Below are 20,701 nucleotides of genomic sequence, written 5' to 3' on the forward strand. Positions count from 1 at the left end.
GAATTCTTCTGAATACCTCATCGTGTAACTATTCTCCTGTTCCCCACCCGCTCGCACGAAGTGGACAAGAGTCAATCAAACCTTCAGCAGACCCCGTTGCGACACCAGCAGCGCCATCCACTCGTCAAAGTCGCCCGCGGACCACTCCCACGGCTTCTTGCCCGCGTACGACTCGAACCTCCGGACCACGCCCAAAGCGCGCGACACCGAATCCTCCTTGAGATGTCGGCCACCGATCTGCTGCATCCGCCAGCCCTCGATCATCGCCTCAAACACGGCCTCATGAGCGTTGAGGAACGACACCCCGCCCGCAAGATACAGTGACGACGCACCGTGTGGAACTCGTCCCATCAACCACCCAATCCATCCACATAACGCGCTAATCGTGCATTAGATGCGAATCTATCAGCCCGTCAGACCTCGTCGCGCGGAAAATCGCGGGGCTATCGAAACGACCGATAGCCTTTCTGACGCAGACGCCCGTTCGGATCTCGCATCTGATGCAATACCGCGGGGAAATGGGCCTGGTCGCGGTGTCCTCGAACTATGAGCTGTACGGCGATATGAGCCGGCGCGTGATGAACCGTCGCGTGTTGCAACAGATGCAACTGTTCACGCTTGCAAAGCTCGTCTATTGGTCGCACCAGTGCGAACCCGCTCCGACCATATCAGCGTGATCTCGCTGATGCTGGGATCCGGGTTGACATGGTGATGCACCTTCCCGTACTTTGTTGCATCTGATGCAAGATTTTGGGGCCTCTCCTGCCGCGCTTCGGCTGATCACTTCGTCGTCGAACATCGTGTTGGCGAACCCGGAGCAGCAGGTCTTCGATGCGATGATCGAGGGCTGGCGGAATCAGCAGTTGTCGCGAGGGCTCCGTGAGCAGACCATCCGGAATCGGGTAGCGACAGTGGTGCGGTTCCGTGATTTTGTGGACAAACCGCCGTGGAAGTGGAGCGTCGCGGATGTCGACGAGTTCACCGCAGAATCCGGCGGTCGCACTCGCACGCTGTCAACGATGCGTGCGAATCATGGCTCGATCCGAGGCTTCTGCGACTATCTCACGAGCCCGTTGTACGACTGGATGGAGATCTGCGATCGGGAGTTCGGTGAGGTCCCGTCGCAGGTGTGCTTGCCGTGGAACACGGTCGCCCACCGGTTTGAGTTCGAAGGTGACGGGAAGCGTCGTCCGTTCACGTATGACGAGGTCGAGCGCCTGTTCGACACGGCCGATGCCCGTGTCGAACTGCTGGCCAGTTCCGGGCGGAAGGGCGCGCTCGGAGCCCTGAGGGACGCGCAGCTGCTGAAGACCGTGTACGCGTTCGGGTTGCGCCGCACCGAGGCAGTGATGCTCGACACCGTTGACTTGCATCACAACTCCAAGATGCGCCAATGGGGACGCTTCGGCGCGATCCATGTGCGATGGGCAAAGGCGGCGGGAGGTGGTGCGCCTCGTCGTCGGACGGTGCTGCTGGTGCCGGAGTTCGACTGGTGGGTGCCAGGTATGCAGCAGTGGCTCGAGCAGGCGAGGGAGCGTTTCGCCCCGGGTGCCGACCTCGATGCGCTCTGGGTGACTGAGCGGCGCACGCGCCTGTCCGCCGGGTATCTCGACCGGAGATTCGCGGAACTGCGCGACGAGGCCGGCCTGTCGAAGGATCTGACGTTGCATAGCCTCCGGCATTCGTACGTCACGCACCTCCTGGAGTTCGGCTACGCGGAGCGGTTTGTCCAGGAGCAGGTGGGGCACATGCACGCGTCGACGACTTCCATCTACGCCTCTGTCAGTTCGGACTATAAGAACCGGGTGCTCGCGGAGGCGTTGAAGGCCCTGATCGAAGGAGAAGCTGATGGCCATTGAACTCGAGACCGGCTGGAACTTGCGCAGCGTGATGGCATCACGCGGGATCTTCCAGACGTCGAAGCTGAAGCCGCTGCTCGAGGAGCGCGGCATCGACCTGTCGCGGGAGCAGGTGTATCGACTTGTGACGCAGCCACCACAACGGGTCCGCCTCGATGTCCTCGCAGCGCTCTGCGATGCGTTGGAATGTTCGCTCGACGATCTCGTCACAGTCACGCGCCGTGAGGCCGCGGTCCCGATCGCCGTGGGCGAGGAGGCGACGCGGGGATCCATCGGCGACCTCCGGCCGGTCCGCGCCGCCATCCGCCGGCCGCGCACGAAGTAGCCGTGGCGGCGAAGCCTCCGCAGGAGCCGAGGGTCGCGGAGGTCATCGCTCTCGTCCGTCCCCTCGTTCCTGAGATCTCACCCGAGCAACTGGCCGAGATCGTGCATTCGGTCGCCCCGGTCCCCCTCACGCAACGGCTTCTCGAACTCGCACTGCTGAAGCAGCCCGGGGTGTTGGAGGGCCAGCACCGGAACGTGCCGGTAACCGTCCAAGACCTGGCCCACGCACTCGTCGCGGAAGGAGCGAGCCGGGTGGTGCTGCCGACGTGCGAGTCATGTGGGCGAGCAGTCCGGATGCCGCATAAGACCCCGAACGGCGGGCGGCATTGCTCACGCTGCGAGCGGAACGCCAGATCGGTCGCCTGCGCGACCTGCGGGCGGGTCAGGCCGGTGCAGCGCACCATCGACGGGAAGCGGTACTGCCGCGAATGTTGGCGAGCTGATCGTCGATCGTTCGGTCTCTGCTCCCGGTGCGGTCTGCACGCGACTATCGTCGTCCGCCGTCCCGAGCTCGTCTGCCTGAACTGCTACACCGCACCGATCAAGACCTGCGGGCTCTGCGGCGAACCGGGACGTGTCGCTTCCCATCTCGACGGGCGGCGAGTATGCGCTCGTTGCTACTACGCGATGCGCACCCCGCAACGCTGCCCTGAGTGCGGACGCAAGGTGTTCCTCACCGGGTTCATGAATGGGCAGAAGGTCTGCGCCGATTGCGCTGGCTCGCCGATCACGATGGCATGCCCCAGCTGCGGATCGATCGAGGAAGTGCGCAAGCACCGCCTCTGCGCTGAGTGTCGACGACCGATCACCATCCAGCGGCTCCTCTGCGATGACACAGGCAATGTCCGTCCCGAGCTCCAGCCGCTTGCGGATTACCTCCTCACACATCACGGCAAGGCGAATTCTCTCGAGCGGTGGCAGCACAAGAGCAAATGCGCCGCTGTGCTCCGTGAACTCGCAGAAGGAACCCTGCCTCTCACTGCGGACGCGATCATCACGAGAGCCCGGTCTGGCCAGTCGGTCGCCTTCCTTCTCTCATTGCTGGTCCGCTCCAACGTGCTGCCAGAACTCGACGTCGAGACCGTGCGTTTCGATCACTGGTTTGAAGAATGGTTGGCGACCATCGAAGCTGCCGATGATCGGCTGATCCTGCGTCGATACTGCACCTGGGAGCTTCTCCGGTCCACCAGAGCGTTCCGGGCCGTGTCTCAGGGCCTCTCAAGCCCCGCGGCCGGCTTCCAGAGACAGCGAGCAGCACTCAAGCATTGCGCCGCGCTCCTGCACGAGATCCGATCGCAGCACGAGACACTGGCCACCTTCTCGCAGCGCGGACTCGACGCATTTCTCACGGGCTCACCGAGCCAGCGCGACGCCCTCGCCCCGTTCACACGCTGGCTGCGACGGCACCGGCTCAGCACACTCCACGTCGAGTTCCGCACGAGCCACCTCGAGGGCCGGCACTACGAATCCGACCATCGGTGGCAGATGGCTCGTAGGTTCCTCTCGGACCTCGACATGGATCCCAAGACGCGTGCCGCTGGGTTGCTCGTGCTCCTCTACGGCCTCCACCTCACTCGCATCGTCGCGCTCACCCGTGATCAGGTCGACGTGACATCGCGACCGGTGAAACTCACCATCGGAGCCGAGCCAATCGAACTGCCCGAGGTCCTCGGGAATGCGATCGCCGAGCTCGCTGACACATCGAGACACCGGCCCGAGGGATGGCTCTTTCCTGGCAGGAATCCGGGGTTGCATCTCACACCAGGCCCACTCAGCCGACGCCTGCGCCAGCAGGGGCTGCGTTCAGGAAGCGCTCGAACGACCGCGCTGATCGAACTGACCCGGCAGATGCACCCACGAATCGTCTCCGATCTCCTCGGCATCACGGCAGCGTCAGCAGCCGCGTGGTCGCGCCTTGCCAGTGGCGACTGGACGGACTATCCAAAGCTCCGGGCAGAACCCTGATTGAGCTCCGACCGTCATTGCCTCCTGCAGGTCAGTGACCGTTCCCGAGCCCGCCGGTGAGCCGAGCGTGGAACGCCGTCGTGTAGTCGTTCATGCCGACGAACTCGACGGTCTTGCCATGATGCTCGTACTTCGTCTGGATCGCATCGAGCGCGGCGACGGTCGACGCGTCCCATACGTGCGACTTCGAGAGGTCGATGACCACCCGTTCGGGGTCGGTCGCGTACTCGAACATCGTGGTCAGGTCGTTGCTGGACGCGAACAGCAGCTGACCCTCGACCGTGTAGTGCGCGACCTGAGCGCCGTCCCGTTCGGTGACCTCGCGGGTGACGTCGACGAGGTGCGCGACTCGGCGCACGAACATGATCGCGGCGACGAAGACGCCGACGATCACGCCGATCGCGAGGTTGTGGGTCGCGACGACCACGGCGACGGTGATGACCATGACGGCCGTTTCGCTCTTCGGCATCCGCTTGAGGGTAGAAGGTTTGATGGAGTGCCAGTCGAAGGTGCCGACCGACACCATGATCATCACTGCGACCAGCGCAGCCATCGGGATGATGGCGACCACGTCGCCGAGGACGACGATGAGGATGAGCAGGAAGACGCCTGCCAGGAAGGTCGAGATGCGGGTGCGGGCACCGGACGCCTTGACGTTGATCATGGTCTGACCGATCATCGCGCAGCCGCCCATGCCGCCGAAGAAGCCCGACGCGATGTTCGCCACGCCCTGGCCCCAGCCTTCACGCGTCTTGTTTGAGTGAGTGTCGGTGACGTCGTCGACGAGCTTCGCCGTCATCAGGGACTCCATGAGGCCGACCAGCGCCATCGCCAGCGCGTACGGGGCGATGATCGTCAGCGTCTCCCAGGTGAGCGGCACGTTCGGGATGAACAGCTCGGGCAGGCTGCGAGGCAGTTCGCCCTTATCGCCGACGGCGGGCACGTTGATTGCGAAGACCACGACCGCGGCGGTGACGAGCACGATCGACACCAGGGGTGCGGGGATGACCTTGGTGATCTTCGGCATGAGGACCATGATCGCCAGTCCAACCGCGACGAGCGGGTACACCATCCATGGCACCCCCACGAGCTCGGGCACCTGAGCCATGAAGATCAGGATCGCCAGGGCGTTCACGAAGCCGACCATGACGCTGCGCGGGATGAATCGCATGAGCTTCGCGACGCCGAGCACCGCGAGCACGATCTGCAGCACGCCCGCGAGCAGCACCGTCGCGATGAAGTAGTCCATGCCGTACTCGCGCGCCACGGGCGCGATGACCAGCGCGATCGCACCGGTCGCAGCCGTGATCATGGCGGGGCGTCCGCCGACGAACGCGATCGTGACCGCCATGATGAACGACGAGAACAGCCCGACCTTCGGATCGACTCCGGCGATGATCGAGAAGGAGATCGCCTCCGGGATGAGCGCCAGGGCCACGACGAGTCCGGCGAGGACTTCGCGCGTGAGGATCCGCGGGCTCTTCAGCGCAGTCAGCACCGAGGGCTCGGGCCGATACCGCGTCTTGTCGTCGGTCATAGTCGTCATGAGGCAGGCCTCCCAGGGGTCGAGATGGGTCGATGTGACACCATCGAAAGTGTGAGTGCGCGTCTGCGCGCGCCCGACAGCGCCCCGGTAGGGGCCGGAAGTCGGGATGAAACCCGCAAGAACATGCGGGCACGAAAACCAACCCTAACGTAACGTGAGTGTTGGAAGCGAACTGGAAGGAGCCGTGCCATGCCTGGAACTGGAATGATGCAGATCGGCGAACTGGCTGAGCGCACGGAGCTGTCCTTGAGGACGTTGCGCCACTACGACGAGATCGGCCTCTTGGAGCCTTCCGGCAGGTCCGAGGGCGGTTTTCGCCTCTACACCGAGGGCGACTACGAACGGCTCATGCTCATCCGCCGGATGAAGCCGCTCGGGTATTCACTGGAGCAGATGGGCGACCTGCTGCGCGCACTGGAAATGACCCAGTCCGAGCACTCTTCCGGGGCCGAGGCCAAGCAGCTGCTCGCCGAGTTCCTTGCTGACGCCGAGCAGCGACGGGCGAAGCTCGAGAAGCAGCTCGCCGCCGCGGACGAGTTCATCGGCCTGCTGGGCGACCACATCACGAGTTAGTCCGCCCAAGGCATCACGGGGACCGCTATCTAGCCGTTCTGAATGGGTGGGTGTCGCCGCGCTCTCTCACCCGTCCGATTGCTGGTTCCTCTGGATGGCCTGCTCGAGGTCGGTCTGGGTCGGGGTGCCGGCAAGCCCGTTCTCGGTGGCGTAGATCCGGCAGGCCAGGGTGCGAGTGCGGCGGCCTGGGAAGGGATCTGCTCCGTCGATCAGAAATGTGGGGGACCCCCCGAAAGCAGCCCCGACCGCCTCGGCTTCAGAGCTGATCACCCGGCCTTCGATTGGCGTATCGACGAGCCCGACCGAGTCCAGTGCGCGGCGCATCAGCGCGACCGCCGTCTCCGAGTTGGGACAGTCGTCGATGCACAACACCTGAACGTCCATGCTCTCAATCTTCCCGCACCAGCCCGAGCTCCGCTCTGGTCACGCCCGATCGTCGATCAGCTCGGCGAGGAGCGTGTCGATGCGGCCCCTGATCTCGTAGCGGGATCGGGCGCACCGACTCGAGGCCCTGACCCACTGGGCACTCGGGCTTTCAGTCCTCGTACCACTTGCCCGGTTGCAGGCTTCGTCGCCGGATGTTCACCTACCGTGGTCGGGCGCTGCCTGCCCACATCCTTCGCATGCGAGCTCGCATCGTCGCCTAGCCGTGCCGAAAAGTGCACTCTTCGACAATCGGACCTACCAGTAGAGGTGCTAGAGCGTTTCACGCATGACCTCGATGTGTACTCGATCGACGAGGCATTCTTGACGGTCGATCGCCGCACGGCGGCCGATCCCGAAGCTATGGCGCGGCTCGGCCGGTCGATCAAGGACGAGCTGCACCGACTCATCGGCGTGCCCGTCTGTGTCGGGATCGCGGAGACTCGGACGCTGGCGAAGCTCGCGAACCGAGCAGCTAAGAAGGTGCCGGCGTTCGATGGCGTGTGCGTGTGGCCGGCGACGCGGGAGAGCTGGCGGCGGCAGCTCATGGAGCGTCTGCCGGTGTCTGAGGTATGGGGTATCGCTTCTCGCCTCGAACGGCGGTTAGCCGGCTACGGGGTGACGTCGGTATGGGATCTTGCGACGGTGGATGCGGCGCAGATCCGCAAGTGGTTCAACGTGGTTGTGCAGCGCACCGCGTTGGAGCTGCGCGGCGTCGCTGTGATCGGGCCTGAGGAGGATCGCACGGGCAAGAAGGATCAGCTCATCGTCTCGCGCAGTTTCAGCGAGAAGGTGACCACGGTAGCGGGCATGCGGCAAGCTCTGTCGATCTACGCGCAACAGGCGGCTACGCGCCTGGTGAAGCATTCACAGGTCGCTCGGTCGCTCACCGCATTCGCCGGCACGAGCCACTGGCACGAGCAGAAGCACTACCCGAGCGTACGGCTGCGGCTCCCGTTTCCGACGGCCGATCCAGTCGAGCTCACGCGCGCAGCTCACCAGCTCCTCCCCCAGATTCAGGACGGCACCCGCTACGCCCGGGCCGGCCTGATGCTCACGGATCTGCTGCCGGCCGACACGCACCTATCGCTCGAGCTTTTCCGGGCGTCGCACGAGGATGCAAGCATCGCCACGCTAATTGATGCGGTGCAGAAGAAGACGGGCGGCCGCGAGCTGATCGGGCTCGGATACGGAGGCATCCGGCCGGGGCCGTCTTGGACGATGAAGCGCGACATGCTCACCCCGCGGGCGACGACGCACTGGGCTGAACTAGCTACCGTCCGCGCCTGAGCGCTCCTGGGCTGCCTCATATCGTTTGCGCAGATCCTCAAGACCAGCATCGTCAAGTCGCCATGACTCACCGCGAGAAGCTGATTCGCGCAGACCGGCGACGTCGTAAACTTCCTCGTGGCTCAGCCACAACTCACCGTCTGCCGGCAAATGATGCTCCCGCAATTCTCGGGCTTCGTTCTCGATCATCGGCCAGTAGCCCCATCGAGGATCGCTTTCGTCAGCAACATAGATGTAGCGTGCAAGCGAAGATTTCGCCTCGACGGTGCAGCCTTCCTCGGTTTTCGCGAGGATGAAGAATTTCACGTCCAATCCCATTACCGCGGCCTCCCGGCTCTCTGAGCGTTCTTCATCGTTCGCCTTCATTCGCGCGCTCCTGGGCTTCCTCATACCAGCGGATGCCGCTGTTGATCGAGTGCGCCGAGCCGAGCGCCCCGGATGCTTCTCCTAGCGCGTTCACGGCGCTGTGCAGGAACGGCACGACGTTTTCAGGGGCGTACTTTTCCCCTTCGAGGCCGTTGTAGTGGGTGCCGTCGACGACGCCCTGGTGCCACTGTGCGAGCTGCTTTGAGACCTGCTGCACGTGGTCAACGATCAGGCCCAGCTCGGCGATCAGGTTGTACGACTCGTTCGGGTGGGGAACGGTGCGCGTCGAGTGTGCCAGGGTGCGGGTCAGTTCCTCGACCTCTCGCGCTATTTCGAGCTGTCGGGTTTCTTCGTTGATAGCCATTCGTCTGTCAATCCTTCTCTTCGGGGTCGTAGCCGGCTTCTTTCAGGAGCCGCTGCGCTTCCTCGGCAACTTCCGGCCCGCGCCGTGCCGTGCCTGGTATCGCCGTGAGGTCGCCGCGCTCCGCGCGCTCGGCCAGATCCTCATACGTCGTGTCCTCTGCCTCGGTGTATGGGGCGTAGAGGATCGCGAATTGCTGGGGGTCGTCGACGAGCATTCTGGTGATGCGCTCCGCGGCCTCCCTGGTGAGCGGGAATCCGTCTTTGAGGACGTACCAGGACGCTCCGATGGCTTGCTCTCGCTGCTGCGGTGTGAGCGGTTCGAACAGTTCCGGCCAGCGCGCCTCGAAGTCGGTATCGGTGTTCATCGCGTCATCCTTTCGCGAACCTCGGACATGGGGCGTTATTCGAGGGGGCGACCGCGGGAGATGGAGCCGGGGTGCACGGGCTCGAACGGCGCTCCCCCGTTGAACTCGCGCTCTAGTTCTTCGACGCGCTGCATGATGATCTGGTTCTGCATGTCGGTGAGGGTCTGCCACCCGTACGTGTCGCGGCCGGCGTAGTAGGCGGCGCGGATGCGGCCCTGCTGGTCTTCATCCGCGTAGTAGTTCATCTTGCGGCTTCCCTTCGAGGGCTTCGCCTGCGGCCGCGTGCGGGGTGCTGCGGGTGCAGCGGGTGCATGGACTGCAGGAGCCTCGGCCGCCGGCTCTGGCGTCGGCGGTGCGGTTACAGGCGTGAGCCCTGCCAGGCTCGATGTGCGCCTCTTGCGTTCGGTACTCATCGTTCGTTCCTTCCGGTCAGCTCGGCCAGGTAGCCGGCGTAGATCTTGGCGAGTTCGCGTGCGTCGGCGTCGCCTTCGTCGAGGCCGCGTGATTCTTCGGTGGCGTCGGCGATCGCCTGGCGCTTGGGAACTGGGGGCGCAAGCAGCGGGAGGTTTCGGGCTTCGGCTGCGGCCGTGATTTCCTCGGCCCAGTGTCCGCCGCCGATGGTGCGCGCCTCGTGCTGGTTGAGCACGATTCCGGCGACGCGCAAGCGGGGGTTGTAGCTCTGGGTGACTGCGGTGACGGTATCGAGCAGCTTTGCGAGGCCGTTTGCCGACCAGAGCTTGGTCTGAGTGACCACGAGAGCGCCGTCAGCGGCCGTCAGAGCGTTGATGACGAGCTGATCGAGGTTCGGGCCACAGTCAATCAAGATCAGGTCGTAGCGGCTGCGCACGGGCTCTAGCACCTTGCGCATGCGGGCCTCGCGGCCGGCGCCGGCCACCACGAGCTGGTCGCGGACGACACCGAGCGTTTCGCCTGTGGTGGGTACGACGTCGACGTTCTCCCAGATCGCCGGCACGATGACCTCTTCGAGGGTTTCGCTGGCGTAGTCGCTGAGCACGTCTGCGAGGCCGGGTTCTTCCTCCCCTACTCCCTCGGTGAGCACTTGGGTGATGTTGCCCTGGGGGTCGGCGTCGACGACGAGCACGCGCAGGCCGGCGATCACCGCGGCGCGCGTGAGGTGGTACAGCGTGGTCGACTTGCCCACGCCGCCTTTCTGGTTGCAGGCGGTCAGGATGACGGCCTCACGGGTTGCGGTCATGGTGTCCAACTCTCTATCTCTAATGCCTCTATTGTACCTAATGGGTCTAATGCCTCTATTAGACCCATTTATTGGGAGGGCCGCCGGTTGCGGCCCTCCCTGGGTGCGATCGTCAATCGCCCTGGCGGATCTTCGAAACGGTGACGCGCTGGTTTCGGAGGCTGACGCCCACCTCATCTGCGCGCACCTCGTGCTGCACGCGCTCCTCGCCGCCCTCGGGCTTGTACGAGGTGACGCGGTAATCGCCGGAGAAGGTGACGCGGATATTGCCGGAGATCTCGGCTGCCTCGACGAGCTGTTCTGCCTGCTGGCCGGTCACGTTCACCGAGTAGAAGATCGTGGGGCCGTCGTACCATTCGCCGGTGTCCTTATCCCTGAGTCGGTCGGAAACGGCGACGCGGGCGTAGGTGTACGGCGTGTCCTTGTCGTTGCGGCGAAGGGTCGGGGCTTCGACGAGGTTTCCGGTGCGGGTGATGTAGCTCATTGCCATTCCTTTCGTGTGCAGGTAAGGGTCGATGTAGTTCTATTATACCTAATGCCTCTATTAGGGACAATAGAGGCATTAGTGTTTCACGATTCGTCCGGGAGCATGATGGTGATGACGGGTTCTGCGTTGTCGCCGGGTCCGATGTGCAGGGCAAGCTCGATCGGCTCGGGCTGGTTCCAGTCGTGCCCGCGGTTCTCGTTGGGTACGCGCAGCACGCGGAAGGTGACACGGTTGCTGCCGGCTGTTCTCGATGCTGCATGGCCTGCGAGGTAGAGAACATCCCAGAGCCGGCCGCTTTCGTCCTGCGGCTCGGGCCTGTCGTCATCCCACGCGACCGCCTCGGCCCACGCATCTCGCGTGAGCGCGACGGGTACGCGGAATCGTGCGTCTTGTGCCATCTCGGTAACGTCGACGAGCGCTCCGTCATCGAGCGCCTGGGCTCGGGTGTAGCTGGCGACGATCGGGCCGAAGGTTTCGTGTGCAGTCATGGTGTCTCCATTGTCTCTATTGGGGATAATGCCTCTATTAGGGGCTGGGTTACTCGGCGAGGCGTGCGGCGAGCTGGTCGATTAGGTCGATGCGGAATCCGCCCCAGTGTTCCTGATCGTCGACGACGACAACGGGGGCGCTGAGGTAGCCGAGCTGCTTCACGTATTCCAGGGCGTCGTCGTTTTCGCTGAGGTCAACGACGTCGTACGGGATGCCCTTTGCGTCGAGTGCGCGATACGTCGCGGTGCACTGCACGCATCCGGGCTTGGTGTAGACCGTCAGGCTCTCGGTGTTCATGGTGCTCATTCTCTCTTCACCCCTCATATTTTTTTGCCGTTGATGGCACCCTGTGCCAGCGCGAGCGCGGCCGCGGAGCGCAGCCGTAGTGACGGCCCCGCACGGCCGAGCGCAGCGAGAGACGGGCGAGGGTGTCGCGTCAAGGGAGGCCGCGCAGCGGGTGACCGGACGGATGCGAGAAGCAGAGCGCTCGCTATGCTGCCGAAGGCATCAACGGCAATAAATTGGGCGCTTGCGCCTGCTGCGGCCGGCTTGCCGGCCGTCGTAATGCTCGGGCCGCTCCGTCGGCCCGAGCTGGGGGAGTGCGAGGGGGTCGCACCCTCGCACCGCGCCCCGTGAGGGGCGCGGTTGCAGCTCACCGGGTGGCCCAGGTCCAGGCGGCCTCGACGAGTGCGGATAGGTCGTCGTCGGTGACTTCGCCCTCGGCGTCGGTGGTCCAGCCTCCGGCTTGGTAGCGCTCGGCGCACCAGTGCCAGCCGATCACTTCGCGGGTGTCGTCGTCCTCGGGCTTGTCGGTGCGTTCGGTGATCGCGAACCGGCGGGTTTTGTCGTCGCTGCGGTAGAGCACCAGGTGCCCTGCGCCGAAGGCGCTGGGATCTTCCTCGGCCAGCTCGACCACGGCGATTGATTCGGTGATGGTTGCCAGCTCGTAGCGGATGCCCTGGCCTGCGCTGCGGTGGTGGCTGTCGCCTGAGTCGTCGGTGTAGCTGTGCTGGTTGATCCACTCGGCCGCGAGGTCGCGGCGCTTGTGCGCGGTGAACAGGTCCGCGATCGCCTCGGTTTCGCCGCATGTGAGCCTGGGTGCGAGGTCCGCGGCCATGCCCTCATCCCAGTAGGCGATAAAGCGTTCGATGGCCTGCTGCTGGTCGGTGTTCGTCATCTCTAATGCCTCCATTGTCTCTATTGGGGATAATGCCTCTATTAGTTGCTGTTCTCGTTGTCGCGGGTGAGCGTGTCAACGAACGTGGTGAAGTCGGGGCCGGTGATCGTCGCGGTGTGCGCGAGCGTGTATCCGGCTCGGGCGTGCTGGGCGAGGTCTTCTTCGCGCTCGCCGAGCTTGCGGAGCTGGCGCTGAATCTCGGTGTCGTCGACGACGGGCACGAACGTGGTGATGGTGGTGATGCTCTGCACGGGTTCTCTCCCTCTCAATTTTTTTGCCGTTGATGGCACGTAGTGCCACAGCGAGCGCGGCAGCGGAGCGCAGGAGTAGTGCTGGCCCCGCACGGCCGAGCGCAGCGAGAGACGGGCGAGGCCAGCACGTCAAGGAAGGCCGCGCAGCGGCCGCCCGGACGGATGCGTGGAGCAGAGCGGTTGCTACAGTGCCGAAGGCATCACGGCAATAAATGGGGCGCTTGCGCCTGCTGCGGCCGGCTTGCCGGCCGTCGTTTTGCTCGGGCCGCTCCGTCGGTTCGAGCTGGGGGAATGCGAGGGGGTCGCACCCTCGCGCCGCGCGGGGCGCGGCTGGGGCCGCACTCGCGCGCGGCCCCTCTACCCCTTTTACCTCTATTGGGGATAATGCCTCTATTCGGCGGTGGGCTTGTGGTCCTGGACCTCGGCCCACGCGTAGCTGAGATCCCATCCGGGCTGCACCTGAATGCGCACGGTCTTGGGGTTGGCGCGCTGCACGAGTGACCAGGTGCCGCGGATCTTCACGGCGTCACCCTTCTTGACGGTCTCGCGGCTGTAGTTGGTGGCCTGGCCGGTGGCGATCTGGTCGGCGCGGATCTGCTCCCAGTAGGCGAGCTGGTCGCGCAGCTCGTCGAGCTGCGGCGCGTAGTGCTCGGCGCGCTTGGCCTGCTGCTCCTTCGTGGCGGGCACGTAGCCCTTTTCGCGGTCGTAGACGTCGGCGACGATGCTGCGCTCTACTCGGCGAATTTCGGCGGCGATTTTCTCGATGCGGTTCGCGACGGTCACGGGGTTGTAGCGGGCGCTCGTGGTGGCGGCCGCGACGCGGGCGCGCCGTGCGGCTTCCTCGGCCTCGGCGTCGGCGGCGATCGCCTGCCCCATGCGGCGGTGCGCCTTCTCGATCGCGTTGCGGTGGCGCTGCTCGGAGTGGTGGCCGATCTTGATGGGCTCGCCGCCCTCGGGGAGCGCGTTACCGGCGGCGTCTGCGCGGTTCCATGCCTGCTGTGCGGTCGCGTTCTTGCGCAGCGCCTTCGATTCGAGCGCGTCAACACGGTTGGCCTGGCGCATGGCCTTGGCCGCCTCGACCTCGCCCGTGCTGCGGGTGGTGCGGTCGATTTCGAGGGCCAGCTCGAAGCCGGCGGTTTCGAGCGCTGAGGCGGTGCGGGTGATGACGTAATCCTTGGGGAGGCGATCGCGCGTGTGCGGCACGTACCATGCGGCGATGCTGCGGCCCCAGCGCCATCCGTTCGCTTTGAGGATCGGGGCGGTGCCGTCGCCGCGCTCGGTGCCCTCGATGATCGTTCCGGCCTCGTGCGTGTGGGTGATGGTCAGCATGTCCGTGTCTCCATTGTCTCTATTGGGGATAATGCCTCTATTTGGTGGGCTTCTCTGGTTCCCCTCGATTTCTTTTTGCCGTTGATGGCACCCTGTGCCAGCGCGAGCGCGGCCGCGGAGCGCAGCCGTAGTGACGGCCCCGCACGGCCGAGCGCAGCGAGAGACGGGCGAGGGTGTCGCGTCAAGGGAGGCCGCGCAGCGGGTGACCGGACGGATGCGAGAAGCAGAGCGCTCGCTATGCTGCCGAAGGCATCAACGGCAAATGAATGAGCGCGTCAGCGCGGGGGAGTGCGGCCGCGCAGCGGCCTGCTCGAAGTAGGCCGGCCTCGGTCGCCGGCCGTCGGCCGCGGATGCGGCCGGCTCAGCTCTCCGAGCTGCTGCGGGAGGCCTGCGGCCGACCATGACGATGCTCGGCCGTCCACATTGGGTGCAGGTCAGCCCTGCGATAGCTGAGCTGTGCCCACTGTGGGGCGGGCGAGCCGAACAGTCGTCGTCACCAGGTGGTCGGGTGCTTGCAGCCGTCCACGTGTTGGCGCACGACAACGGGTGCGGTGGGGCTGCCGCGCGATCGCAAGCGATCACTTGCCCTCAAATGGGGTTTGGTTGCGGTGGAGCTGCTGAGGGCGGGGTTATGCGGCGAGTTCGTAGAACTGGGGGAGGAGTCCGGTTCGGATGGCATCGCGGGCTGCGTGATGATCGGGGCGGCCGTCGAAGGTGCGGGGGTAGGCGGGGTAGCGATCCCATGCGCGGCCGAGTACGAATGCTTGCTGTTCGTGTCGAGCTGCGCGTTTGTTGCCGTTCCTGCCAGGGCTGCTGAGTCGGAGCACTTCGGCTTGCCACCATCCCCAATGCACGCGCTCGACGGTGTAGGCGTCTTCGCGTGCGGCTAGGCGGCCGTCGACGCCGAGCTGCGCGGCCGCGCGGTCGCGTTCGTCGGGGTGCGTCGACGTCCAGCCGGCACGGGTGAGTCGGGCGAGCCCGTGCGATGCGAGGCGGTGAAGTACGTGCAGGGCGCTTCCCATCGTCTGAGCGGTTGCCGCGGCGACGTCTTCGAGAGGGAGGGGGGAGGAGAGCCGAGCATAGGTGTTTCCAGCGTGGAGTCCGAGAGCCCGAGTGCAGGTGAATACGTCGTGGCGGGCTTGCTGCAGTCGGGTAGTCAGGGTGTTGATGAGTAGATCCCGGTGGGCGGCCGCCGCCCCTGCGGGGCGAGCGCCCGCTTGTGACCGGGCAGTGTCTAGGTGGTTGTGGATAGCTTCTTGGGGGTCGATGGTCCAGTGCGCTCCATTGGGGCCATCGGCGCCGAGGGTGCGGGTGATCCATCCGCTTTCGGCGAGGCGTAGGAGCGCCGTACGCGCGGTTTCCCGGCCGACCCCTGCCAGGACAGCGAGGCGGCGGGTATCGGCCTCCACAGAGGCGCTGACGGCCTGTAGCGCGAGGAGGCAGAGGGTATCGAGGATGCGGCGGTCTGAGGGGCCGCCACCGCGCGTCCAGCGGCCTACGGAGGCGTCGGCGCGGGTCTGCACCTGGTCGACGTGCTCGGCGATCGCCGCGGCGCGGGGCTCGAACGTGGGGTCTTCTCCGACTTGGCGGGGGGTCGTGGCCACGCGCTTCACTGCGCGAGTCCACTGTGCGCGGAGAACGCCCTGTGAGGAGTGCGAGCCGTGCGCGGGGCGCGGCCGGCGCTGCGCGGAGCCCTTGCTGCGGCGCTCGGTGCGGGCGTGTTCTAGGCCGGGAGCCGTGGGGAGCAGCGCTGCGACTTCGGCGTAGCGCCAGCGTGCGGCCGCGGCACCGATGAGCACGCGCCAGAGCACCGCTGAGGCGTCGGTGTCGCGGGTGACGTCCTGGTGCAGGGCTTCGTCGCTCCCGGCCGGCAGGGGCCGGCGTGGGCCGGGGAGGTACACCTGCCCGGTCTCGTCGACGGGCAGCGGGCCGGCCTCAGAGCGGGCGGTAGCGCTGCTGTCTACCGGGTAGTCGGTGTTGAGCTGTGAGGCGAGCTGCACGAGCTGCGCCGTGGTGGTGGTGGGCGTGGTGAGGGCGGCGACGTCGCCACTGAGCACGCGCGAGTGGCCGCCGAGTCGGTGGGGTGCTCCTGGGGGCCGCACGCAACCCGTCGACGGGTTGCTGATGGGGGTGCGGTCAAGGCTCGGGCAGGCGCGCTTCACGGCGATGCCGAGGTCTTTCACGAGCTGCGCGTCTGCGGGCTCGGCGAGCGCGATCCATACGTGGCGGCCGCCGGTCGGCCCGGACTCGCAGATGACGTGCGCAATGCCGAACCGCGCGAGGTAGGCGGAGATGGTGCGGGCGTCTTCGGCGGCCGCGGCCGAGCCTTCTTTCGCATCGAGGTCGAACGCGATCAGGTGGAATCTGCCGTCACGGTCGGCGAGCATGACCGCCCACGGCGCATCGGGGGCGGGGCCGGCGACGGGCGCGGTGGAGCCGTAGAGGTTCAGCGTTGTGCCCTCGACGTCTTCGAGCGCGACGCGCACGCGCGGCCGTGGGCTCAGCTCAGCGGTGAGCGCCCACGCCACGCCGATAGACGTACATATAGGACTAAGCGGTTCTGATGGTACGATGGTGCCACCTCCTTCAAGGCAGGCAAAAACCCCTCGGGGCTTTTGATTCACCTGAACCGTTCGGTCGCCAAACTTTCGCGGCTCAGGTACTGACTTCCGATCCCCCCACTCCCCGGAGTGGGGGGATCACTCATTTACGCGGTGTCGATAGGTAACTCCCCGTCTTTCAGCTCTGGTTCGGGCCACCAAACCGGCACCCCACGATCAGTAAGCGGCGTGTTCGCGACCATCTGCTCGAACATCACTGCTGATGACACGTTGGAGTGTTCAGCGATACGGTCGAGCCGTTCTTTGGCCGAGCGCTCGATGACGTACCCGATCGAAACCGGGTCGACCATTGAGCCGCGGGGCCGTCGACGAACTGCCATGCTCGAAACGATAGCACTGTTCCTAGGATTAACTCAGCGACACGCTACGAAGTTCGATGCGGCATGTGACGTCGCCGAGGCGGAGTGTGGTTCCTGGCTGAACGACGTAGGGGCGGCCTGGCTGGAAGGTCATGGGCGGCTCGGTCGCCGTCTCTACGCCGTTGCCGCTGTGGTGGTCGGTGACGAGGATCTGGCCGGCGTCGTCGACGTCGACGAGTGCGTGAGTGCGCGAGAGCATGCGGCCGGGGCTGTGTACGGCGATGGGCCGGCGGCCGTCGACGGGCTCGGGCCGGCGGCCGATTGCGGCGCTGTCGACGTCGACGGGCTCGTGAGCCGTGCTGAGGAAGAGGCGGAGCGTCGGCCGCGTGGCCGGGGCCGGCGTATCAGAGGGCGGCGTGCGCTCGATCGCGTGCTCTGCCGGCGGGCCGACTACCTGGACGTCGACGCGATGTGGGCCGGCGATGCCGCACTGCTCGCATGTCGCCGCGGTGATGGGCTGAATGTGCCGGCAGACTCGGCAGGGGCCGTCGTGGACGGTGAGGCCTTCTGCTGGCGGGATCTTGCCGGCGTCGTCGATGAGCTGCACGTAGCCTTCGGGCCGGATGGCGAGCTGCCAGGTGCCGGCATCGTCGGTGACCTCGAACCGTACGGGGCGGCGGAGCTGCTGGGCGATCACTGCGCAGCGAGCGATCATGCCGGTGCGCAGCTCGTCGACGCTGGCTGCGTGGCAGAGTCGATCGGTCTTGTTGATGGTGAGCACCCCGGACCCATCGGGGCGGACTGTCGCGCTGATGCGCGGCCAGTCCGCTACCCGGTGGGTCTTGTCGGGGGTGGTCATAGTCCGCGTGCGACGGCAGCGCCGGCGGCGAGCCAGGCGCGCTGTGTCGCGGGTCGGAGGGAGCCGTACCGCAGCACTCCATCGACCATTGCGGGGTCGTGGGGGATCGTGATGGCGTCGCGTGCGATCGCGCGGTAGCCGTCTGCGACGCGGCCGACGTTGTTTGCCTTGGGATCGGCCTGGTTCACGACGACGACGGCTTGTGCTGCGAGCTGGGCGGTGCGCTCGTCGCGCTCGGCGAGCGCTTCGAGGAGAAGCGCGCCGGCTTCGGCGTGGTCGTCGCGGGTCGTGGTCGCGACCACGAGCTGGTCGGTGTGGTCGATCATGCGCTGCCACATCGGGTCGGACTCATCGTTGCCGCTGTCGATGAAGATCAGCCGGTAATACTTGCTGGCCACCTGGTGGATGGCGTCGACGTCGGCGGCGTCGACGCGCTGAGCGCTGGCCAGTTCCATCGGCTTGGAGCGCAGCACGTCGTAGCGATCGCGCGTCTGGTGGTGCACGAAATGGGCAAGGTCGGCCGACTGAGCACCCGTGCTCAGCAGCCGGTCTGTCTGAGGGAGGAGGTCAAGCAGGGTGGCATCGTGCGGCCCCTGCTCGGTCCTCCATCCGAGCGTGCCCCTCGTCTGGTTGTTATCCCAGGTGAGGACGCCGGCACCGCCGTAACGGGCGAATACCGCGGCGAGAAGAACCGTTGTCGGAGTCTTGCTCGCGCCCCCCTTCCCGTTGACGATGGCGATAGTGCGGGGTCCGGGCCAGTGCTGGCTTACCTCGTGGACGTCGGCGCGCTCCGAGCGCTCGGCGTCGCTCGGGCTCACTCGGAGCCCGACGCGGGAAAGGGCACCGCGCCATCCACGGGTCGCAGGCTCCTCGGTCTGCTCCTGGGTGAGGAACGACTGTCGGGCCTCGCGCCTGGTGGCCGGCGCTTTCGGCTCCGTGGCGATCGCCGGAACCGCGGCATGCTCGGGTGCCGGACCGACAGTGGCGGCCGCGGGGGAGTCTGTGGCGATCGCGGGCTCTTCGGCCGACGGGGTTTCGTTGTCCTCAGCGTCGCGCTCACGCGGCCGTGCGGGGGTGCTGTCGTCAGCCTCCACGGTGCCGTCTGCCGCGATGATGAGCGGCCAATCGCCCTCGGGGTCGGTCATCGTAGCGCGTACGCTACGGCCGAGCTTGTCGGCCGTGTCAGCGACGAGCTCGACGACCGCAGCTCGAGCTCCGGGGAGGTCTTCGGCCTGCACGGGGTGAGTTTTCCCGCTGATGTTGACCTCTCCGCTGCCGTCGTCCTTGATGACGGCAGCGACGCGCGGCCAGGCGGCCGTGGTGTCTGTGCTCATGGTGTCGCTCCTTCTCCTAGTAAGTGATTCCGCGTTCGGCGAGGAACGGTTCGGGGTTCGTGAATTCGCCGTCGATCTGCACCTCGAAGTGCAGGTGGCATCCTGTGCTGGCCCCGCTCGAACCGGTGCGGGCGATCTGCTCGCCGGCCTTTACCTTGTCGCCGGTCTTCGCGATCAGCCCATCGGCATACATATGCACGTAGTGCGTGATAACGCCTCCGCCGTGGTCAACGACGAGGAACCAGTTACCCAACGAGTCGATGAACACGTTGCTGACGGTGCCATCGTGGGCCGCCCAGATGGGGCCGTAGCAGCCGCCTGCTTGAAGATCGAGGCCGGTGTGGAACTGCGCGCCGATGACGCCGGGGATCGCTGCGCGAGGGCCGTAGCGGTCGGTGATCGGCCCGTCTCCGGGGCTTGCCCAGCCGTCTTTGCCGACGTGTCCGGGTGTGGTGTCGTCCTTGCAGGTTGCGCCGCCAGCGCCGAGCTGGGTGGTCTTGCCGGACAGCTCCTCGACGATCTGCACGGCCGTATCCCAGTATTTTTCGTAGTGGTACGGGTCAGCGTTGATCTGCGTTCGGTGAGCAACGAGCGTCGGTGCGAGGCTTTCACGTTCCGCATCGGGCACGTTCCTGACCATCGCTTCAAAGAACATGGTGGCGCTCTTGTAGGGGTCCATCCGGTCTTCGATCGGCCCCCAGTTGTCGCGCTGCTGGAACAGGCCGCGGGAATCAGGGCCGACGGCATCGCCGTAGTCCAGCACTTTGAGGGATGATTCGCCCATCGCGGTCATGACGCCGATGGTCTGGTCTCGGGCGCTCAGGCCGAGGTCTTCGCCGGCCGTGATGATGTGCGCGGCGTTGACGAGCTGTTCGTGACCGTAGCCGCCGATGTTGATGTCGGGCACGCTGTCTGGGTCGACTGAGACGCTGCCGCCTGATCCCGATGAGGAGCCGCAATTGGCGGTACTGGCCGTCAGTACGACGGTGAACACAAGTGCCACGATGAAAAGCGGCACCGTGAGAATGGCGATAGGGCCGAGCTTCTTCTGACTGTCGCCGGCCATTAGTTGCCCGCTGTCTCCGGCGGAACGAACCGGGCGACGAGCCACGGTTCCCCTGCGCCGTCGCGGTTCAAGATGATGTTGTACGTGCCGGCGTCCGTGGGCACGTCGACGAAAACGACGAGGGCGCTTTCGTCATCGGTGATGGAGCCAGGCCCGGTCACCTTGGTTGCCGGGATCGACTGAGGCTGCACCCAGGCATAGTCGATGCTGGCTTGCTGGTTCAGCAGCGGCTCCATGTCGGCCCACCACTCCTCCTGAGTGATGGTGGGCCGTGCATACGCGCGCATCGCGGTTTCTGCCGCGGTGATCGCAGCGGCCCGGTCCGAGTCCTCCCATGAGGGCGAGGGAATCGGCCCGTAATCGTCTTCGAAATGCTCGTGTGCGTGCGCGTCTGCAGTCGGCGACGGAGCGGTGTCGGTGGGCTCAGGGTCGCCCGCGCATCCTGTCACGAGAACGGCGCAAAGCGTCAGCGCCGTCACAAGTAAACTCCGCCGCATAC

At 65.8% G+C, this 20,701-nt stretch carries 26 protein-coding genes; 5 read left to right on the forward strand and 21 right to left on the reverse strand.

The window, feature by feature from the left end; translation table 11 throughout:
• Window positions 1-75: 75 nt before the first annotated feature.
• Complete coding sequence (locus tag ACF07D_RS15735) at window positions 76-351, reverse strand: hypothetical protein (protein ID WP_391505541.1); 276 nt, start codon at window positions 349-351, stop codon at window positions 76-78.
• 452 nt (window positions 352-803) lie between these two features.
• Here ACF07D_RS15735 and ACF07D_RS15740 point away from each other — a divergent pair, with 452 nt between their 5' ends.
• Window positions 804-1,859, forward strand: a complete 1,056-nt coding sequence (locus tag ACF07D_RS15740) for a tyrosine-type recombinase/integrase (protein ID WP_210698984.1) — start codon at window positions 804-806, stop codon at window positions 1,857-1,859.
• Window positions 1,849-2,184, forward strand: a complete 336-nt coding sequence (locus tag ACF07D_RS15745) for a helix-turn-helix transcriptional regulator (protein WP_210698956.1) — start codon at window positions 1,849-1,851, stop codon at window positions 2,182-2,184. The genes ACF07D_RS15740 and ACF07D_RS15745 overlap by 11 nt, the downstream gene beginning before the upstream one ends.
• Window positions 2,185-2,513: 329 nt before the next feature.
• On the opposite strand, the gene ACF07D_RS15750 is transcribed toward ACF07D_RS15745, so the two are convergent.
• On the reverse strand, window positions 2,514-3,071 hold the full coding sequence (locus ACF07D_RS15750) for a hypothetical protein (RefSeq protein WP_391505542.1): 558 nt from the start codon (window positions 3,069-3,071) through the stop codon (window positions 2,514-2,516).
• A gap of 54 nt (window positions 3,072-3,125) precedes the next feature.
• Between ACF07D_RS15750 and ACF07D_RS15755 the strand changes: the two genes are divergently transcribed.
• A complete protein-coding gene (locus ACF07D_RS15755; RefSeq protein ID WP_391505543.1) occupies window positions 3,126-4,148 on the forward strand; it encodes a hypothetical protein in 1,023 nt (340 codons plus the stop codon).
• Window positions 4,149-4,179: 31 nt separating this feature from the next.
• Here the strand turns inward: ACF07D_RS15755 and ACF07D_RS15760 are convergent, their stop codons facing one another.
• The gene (locus ACF07D_RS15760; RefSeq protein WP_210698955.1) at window positions 4,180-5,694 is read right to left on the reverse strand and encodes a SulP family inorganic anion transporter; all 1,515 of its coding nucleotides are present in this window, start codon (window positions 5,692-5,694) and stop codon (window positions 4,180-4,182) included.
• 189 nt (window positions 5,695-5,883) lie between these two features.
• On the opposite strand from ACF07D_RS15760, the gene ACF07D_RS15765 reads away from it, so the two are divergent.
• Entirely contained in the window at window positions 5,884-6,267 is a 384-nt protein-coding gene (locus tag ACF07D_RS15765; protein ID WP_210698954.1) for a MerR family transcriptional regulator, read from the forward strand.
• A gap of 66 nt (window positions 6,268-6,333) precedes the next feature.
• On the opposite strand, the gene ACF07D_RS15770 is transcribed toward ACF07D_RS15765, so the two are convergent.
• On the reverse strand, window positions 6,334-6,651 hold the full coding sequence (locus ACF07D_RS15770; protein WP_391505544.1) for a hypothetical protein: 318 nt from the start codon (window positions 6,649-6,651) through the stop codon (window positions 6,334-6,336).
• Window positions 6,652-6,960: 309 nt separating this feature from the next.
• Here ACF07D_RS15770 and ACF07D_RS15775 point away from each other — a divergent pair, with 309 nt between their 5' ends.
• Window positions 6,961-7,980, forward strand: a complete 1,020-nt coding sequence (locus ACF07D_RS15775) for a DUF4113 domain-containing protein (RefSeq protein WP_391505545.1) — start codon at window positions 6,961-6,963, stop codon at window positions 7,978-7,980.
• On the opposite strand, the gene ACF07D_RS15780 is transcribed toward ACF07D_RS15775, so the two are convergent.
• From ACF07D_RS15780 to ACF07D_RS15860, 17 genes are all read right to left on the reverse strand, one after another.
• Window positions 7,960-8,346 carry a hypothetical protein gene (locus ACF07D_RS15780; protein WP_391505546.1) on the reverse strand — a complete coding sequence of 129 codons (387 nt, stop codon included), beginning with the start codon at window positions 8,344-8,346 and terminating at the stop codon, window positions 7,960-7,962. The two genes, ACF07D_RS15775 and ACF07D_RS15780, sit on opposite strands and share 21 nt — an antisense overlap.
• Entirely contained in the window at window positions 8,330-8,710 is a 381-nt protein-coding gene (locus ACF07D_RS15785) for a hypothetical protein (protein ID WP_391505547.1), read from the reverse strand. Before ACF07D_RS15785 ends, ACF07D_RS15780 begins: the two co-directional genes overlap by 17 nt.
• 7 nt (window positions 8,711-8,717) lie before the next feature.
• Window positions 8,718-9,074: a hypothetical protein gene (locus ACF07D_RS15790; RefSeq protein ID WP_391505548.1), complete on the reverse strand. Its 357-nt coding sequence runs from the start codon at window positions 9,072-9,074 to the stop codon at window positions 8,718-8,720.
• Between the two features lie 35 nt (window positions 9,075-9,109).
• Window positions 9,110-9,487 (reverse strand): hypothetical protein, encoded by a 378-nt coding sequence (locus ACF07D_RS15795; RefSeq protein WP_391505549.1) that lies wholly within the window; start codon window positions 9,485-9,487, stop codon window positions 9,110-9,112.
• Window positions 9,484-10,290, reverse strand: coding sequence for a ParA family protein (locus tag ACF07D_RS15800; protein ID WP_391505550.1), 807 nt, complete (start codon window positions 10,288-10,290; stop codon window positions 9,484-9,486). The genes ACF07D_RS15795 and ACF07D_RS15800 overlap by 4 nt, the downstream gene beginning before the upstream one ends.
• Before the next feature lie 112 nt (window positions 10,291-10,402).
• Window positions 10,403-10,774: a single-stranded DNA-binding protein gene (locus ACF07D_RS15805; protein ID WP_079941825.1), complete on the reverse strand. Its 372-nt coding sequence runs from the start codon at window positions 10,772-10,774 to the stop codon at window positions 10,403-10,405.
• An 86-nt stretch (window positions 10,775-10,860) separates the two neighbouring features.
• The gene (locus ACF07D_RS15810) at window positions 10,861-11,265 is read right to left on the reverse strand and encodes a DUF6573 family protein (RefSeq protein ID WP_391505551.1); all 405 of its coding nucleotides are present in this window, start codon (window positions 11,263-11,265) and stop codon (window positions 10,861-10,863) included.
• A 49-nt stretch (window positions 11,266-11,314) separates the two neighbouring features.
• On the reverse strand, window positions 11,315-11,563 hold the full coding sequence (nrdH, locus tag ACF07D_RS15815; RefSeq protein ID WP_391505552.1) for a glutaredoxin-like protein NrdH: 249 nt from the start codon (window positions 11,561-11,563) through the stop codon (window positions 11,315-11,317).
• A 355-nt stretch (window positions 11,564-11,918) separates the two neighbouring features.
• Window positions 11,919-12,443, reverse strand: a complete 525-nt coding sequence (locus ACF07D_RS15820) for a hypothetical protein (protein ID WP_391505553.1) — start codon at window positions 12,441-12,443, stop codon at window positions 11,919-11,921.
• Between the two features lie 41 nt (window positions 12,444-12,484).
• Window positions 12,485-12,694, reverse strand: a complete 210-nt coding sequence (locus ACF07D_RS15825; RefSeq protein ID WP_391505554.1) for a hypothetical protein — start codon at window positions 12,692-12,694, stop codon at window positions 12,485-12,487.
• Between the two features lie 390 nt (window positions 12,695-13,084).
• A complete protein-coding gene (locus ACF07D_RS15830) occupies window positions 13,085-14,023 on the reverse strand; it encodes a DUF3560 domain-containing protein (RefSeq protein ID WP_391505555.1) in 939 nt (312 codons plus the stop codon).
• 629 nt (window positions 14,024-14,652) lie between these two features.
• Complete coding sequence (locus ACF07D_RS15835; RefSeq protein WP_391505556.1) at window positions 14,653-16,551, reverse strand: hypothetical protein; 1,899 nt, start codon at window positions 16,549-16,551, stop codon at window positions 14,653-14,655.
• Between the two features lie 179 nt (window positions 16,552-16,730).
• Window positions 16,731-16,964 carry a hypothetical protein gene (locus ACF07D_RS15840; RefSeq protein WP_391505557.1) on the reverse strand — a complete coding sequence of 78 codons (234 nt, stop codon included), beginning with the start codon at window positions 16,962-16,964 and terminating at the stop codon, window positions 16,731-16,733.
• A gap of 28 nt (window positions 16,965-16,992) precedes the next feature.
• Window positions 16,993-17,802: an FHA domain-containing protein gene (locus ACF07D_RS15845; RefSeq protein WP_391505558.1), complete on the reverse strand. Its 810-nt coding sequence runs from the start codon at window positions 17,800-17,802 to the stop codon at window positions 16,993-16,995.
• The gene (locus ACF07D_RS15850; RefSeq protein ID WP_391505559.1) at window positions 17,799-19,136 is read right to left on the reverse strand and encodes an AAA family ATPase; all 1,338 of its coding nucleotides are present in this window, start codon (window positions 19,134-19,136) and stop codon (window positions 17,799-17,801) included. The genes ACF07D_RS15845 and ACF07D_RS15850 overlap by 4 nt, the downstream gene beginning before the upstream one ends.
• 16 nt (window positions 19,137-19,152) lie before the next feature.
• Window positions 19,153-20,202, reverse strand: coding sequence for a peptidoglycan DD-metalloendopeptidase family protein (locus ACF07D_RS15855; protein WP_391505560.1), 1,050 nt, complete (start codon window positions 20,200-20,202; stop codon window positions 19,153-19,155).
• Window positions 20,202-20,699 (reverse strand): hypothetical protein, encoded by a 498-nt coding sequence (locus tag ACF07D_RS15860; protein ID WP_391505561.1) that lies wholly within the window; start codon window positions 20,697-20,699, stop codon window positions 20,202-20,204. The genes ACF07D_RS15855 and ACF07D_RS15860 overlap by 1 nt, the downstream gene beginning before the upstream one ends.
• Between the last annotated feature and the right edge of the window lie 2 nt (window positions 20,700-20,701).

It is taken from the genome of Leucobacter sp. NPDC015123 (assembly GCF_043080205.1).
Classification (GTDB): Bacteria; Actinomycetota; Actinomycetes; order Actinomycetales; family Microbacteriaceae; genus Leucobacter; species Leucobacter aridicollis_A.

What these genes read in the sequence shown, in the direction of transcription:
- ACF07D_RS15735 (WP_391505541.1), bottom strand. Translation starts at nt 351, where the DNA reads ATGGGACGAGTTCCACACGGTGCGTCGTCACTGTATCTTGCGGGCGGG.
- ACF07D_RS15745 (WP_210698956.1), top strand. Translation starts at nt 1,849, where the DNA reads ATGGCCATTGAACTCGAGACCGGCTGGAACTTGCGCAGCGTGATGGCA.
- ACF07D_RS15750 (WP_391505542.1), bottom strand. Translation starts at nt 3,071, where the DNA reads ATGTGTGAGGAGGTAATCCGCAAGCGGCTGGAGCTCGGGACGGACATT.
- ACF07D_RS15760 (WP_210698955.1), bottom strand. Translation starts at nt 5,694, where the DNA reads ATGACGACTATGACCGACGACAAGACGCGGTATCGGCCCGAGCCCTCG.
- ACF07D_RS15765 (WP_210698954.1), top strand. Translation starts at nt 5,884, where the DNA reads ATGCCTGGAACTGGAATGATGCAGATCGGCGAACTGGCTGAGCGCACG.
- ACF07D_RS15770 (WP_391505544.1), bottom strand. Translation starts at nt 6,651, where the DNA reads ATGGACGTTCAGGTGTTGTGCATCGACGACTGTCCCAACTCGGAGACG.
- ACF07D_RS15780 (WP_391505546.1), bottom strand. Translation starts at nt 8,346, where the DNA reads ATGAAGGCGAACGATGAAGAACGCTCAGAGAGCCGGGAGGCCGCGGTA.
- ACF07D_RS15785 (WP_391505547.1), bottom strand. Translation starts at nt 8,710, where the DNA reads ATGGCTATCAACGAAGAAACCCGACAGCTCGAAATAGCGCGAGAGGTC.
- ACF07D_RS15790 (WP_391505548.1), bottom strand. Translation starts at nt 9,074, where the DNA reads ATGAACACCGATACCGACTTCGAGGCGCGCTGGCCGGAACTGTTCGAA.
- ACF07D_RS15795 (WP_391505549.1), bottom strand. Translation starts at nt 9,487, where the DNA reads ATGAGTACCGAACGCAAGAGGCGCACATCGAGCCTGGCAGGGCTCACG.
- ACF07D_RS15800 (WP_391505550.1), bottom strand. Translation starts at nt 10,290, where the DNA reads ATGACCGCAACCCGTGAGGCCGTCATCCTGACCGCCTGCAACCAGAAA.
- ACF07D_RS15805 (WP_079941825.1), bottom strand. Translation starts at nt 10,774, where the DNA reads ATGAGCTACATCACCCGCACCGGAAACCTCGTCGAAGCCCCGACCCTT.
- ACF07D_RS15810 (WP_391505551.1), bottom strand. Translation starts at nt 11,265, where the DNA reads ATGACTGCACACGAAACCTTCGGCCCGATCGTCGCCAGCTACACCCGA.
- nrdH (WP_391505552.1), bottom strand. Translation starts at nt 11,563, where the DNA reads ATGAACACCGAGAGCCTGACGGTCTACACCAAGCCCGGATGCGTGCAG.
- ACF07D_RS15820 (WP_391505553.1), bottom strand. Translation starts at nt 12,443, where the DNA reads ATGACGAACACCGACCAGCAGCAGGCCATCGAACGCTTTATCGCCTAC.
- ACF07D_RS15830 (WP_391505555.1), bottom strand. Translation starts at nt 14,023, where the DNA reads ATGCTGACCATCACCCACACGCACGAGGCCGGAACGATCATCGAGGGC.
- ACF07D_RS15840 (WP_391505557.1), bottom strand. Translation starts at nt 16,964, where the DNA reads ATGGCAGTTCGTCGACGGCCCCGCGGCTCAATGGTCGACCCGGTTTCG.
- ACF07D_RS15845 (WP_391505558.1), bottom strand. Translation starts at nt 17,802, where the DNA reads ATGACCACCCCCGACAAGACCCACCGGGTAGCGGACTGGCCGCGCATC.
- ACF07D_RS15850 (WP_391505559.1), bottom strand. Translation starts at nt 19,136, where the DNA reads ATGAGCACAGACACCACGGCCGCCTGGCCGCGCGTCGCTGCCGTCATC.
- ACF07D_RS15855 (WP_391505560.1), bottom strand. Translation starts at nt 20,202, where the DNA reads ATGGCCGGCGACAGTCAGAAGAAGCTCGGCCCTATCGCCATTCTCACG.
- ACF07D_RS15860 (WP_391505561.1), bottom strand. Translation starts at nt 20,699, where the DNA reads ATGCGGCGGAGTTTACTTGTGACGGCGCTGACGCTTTGCGCCGTTCTC.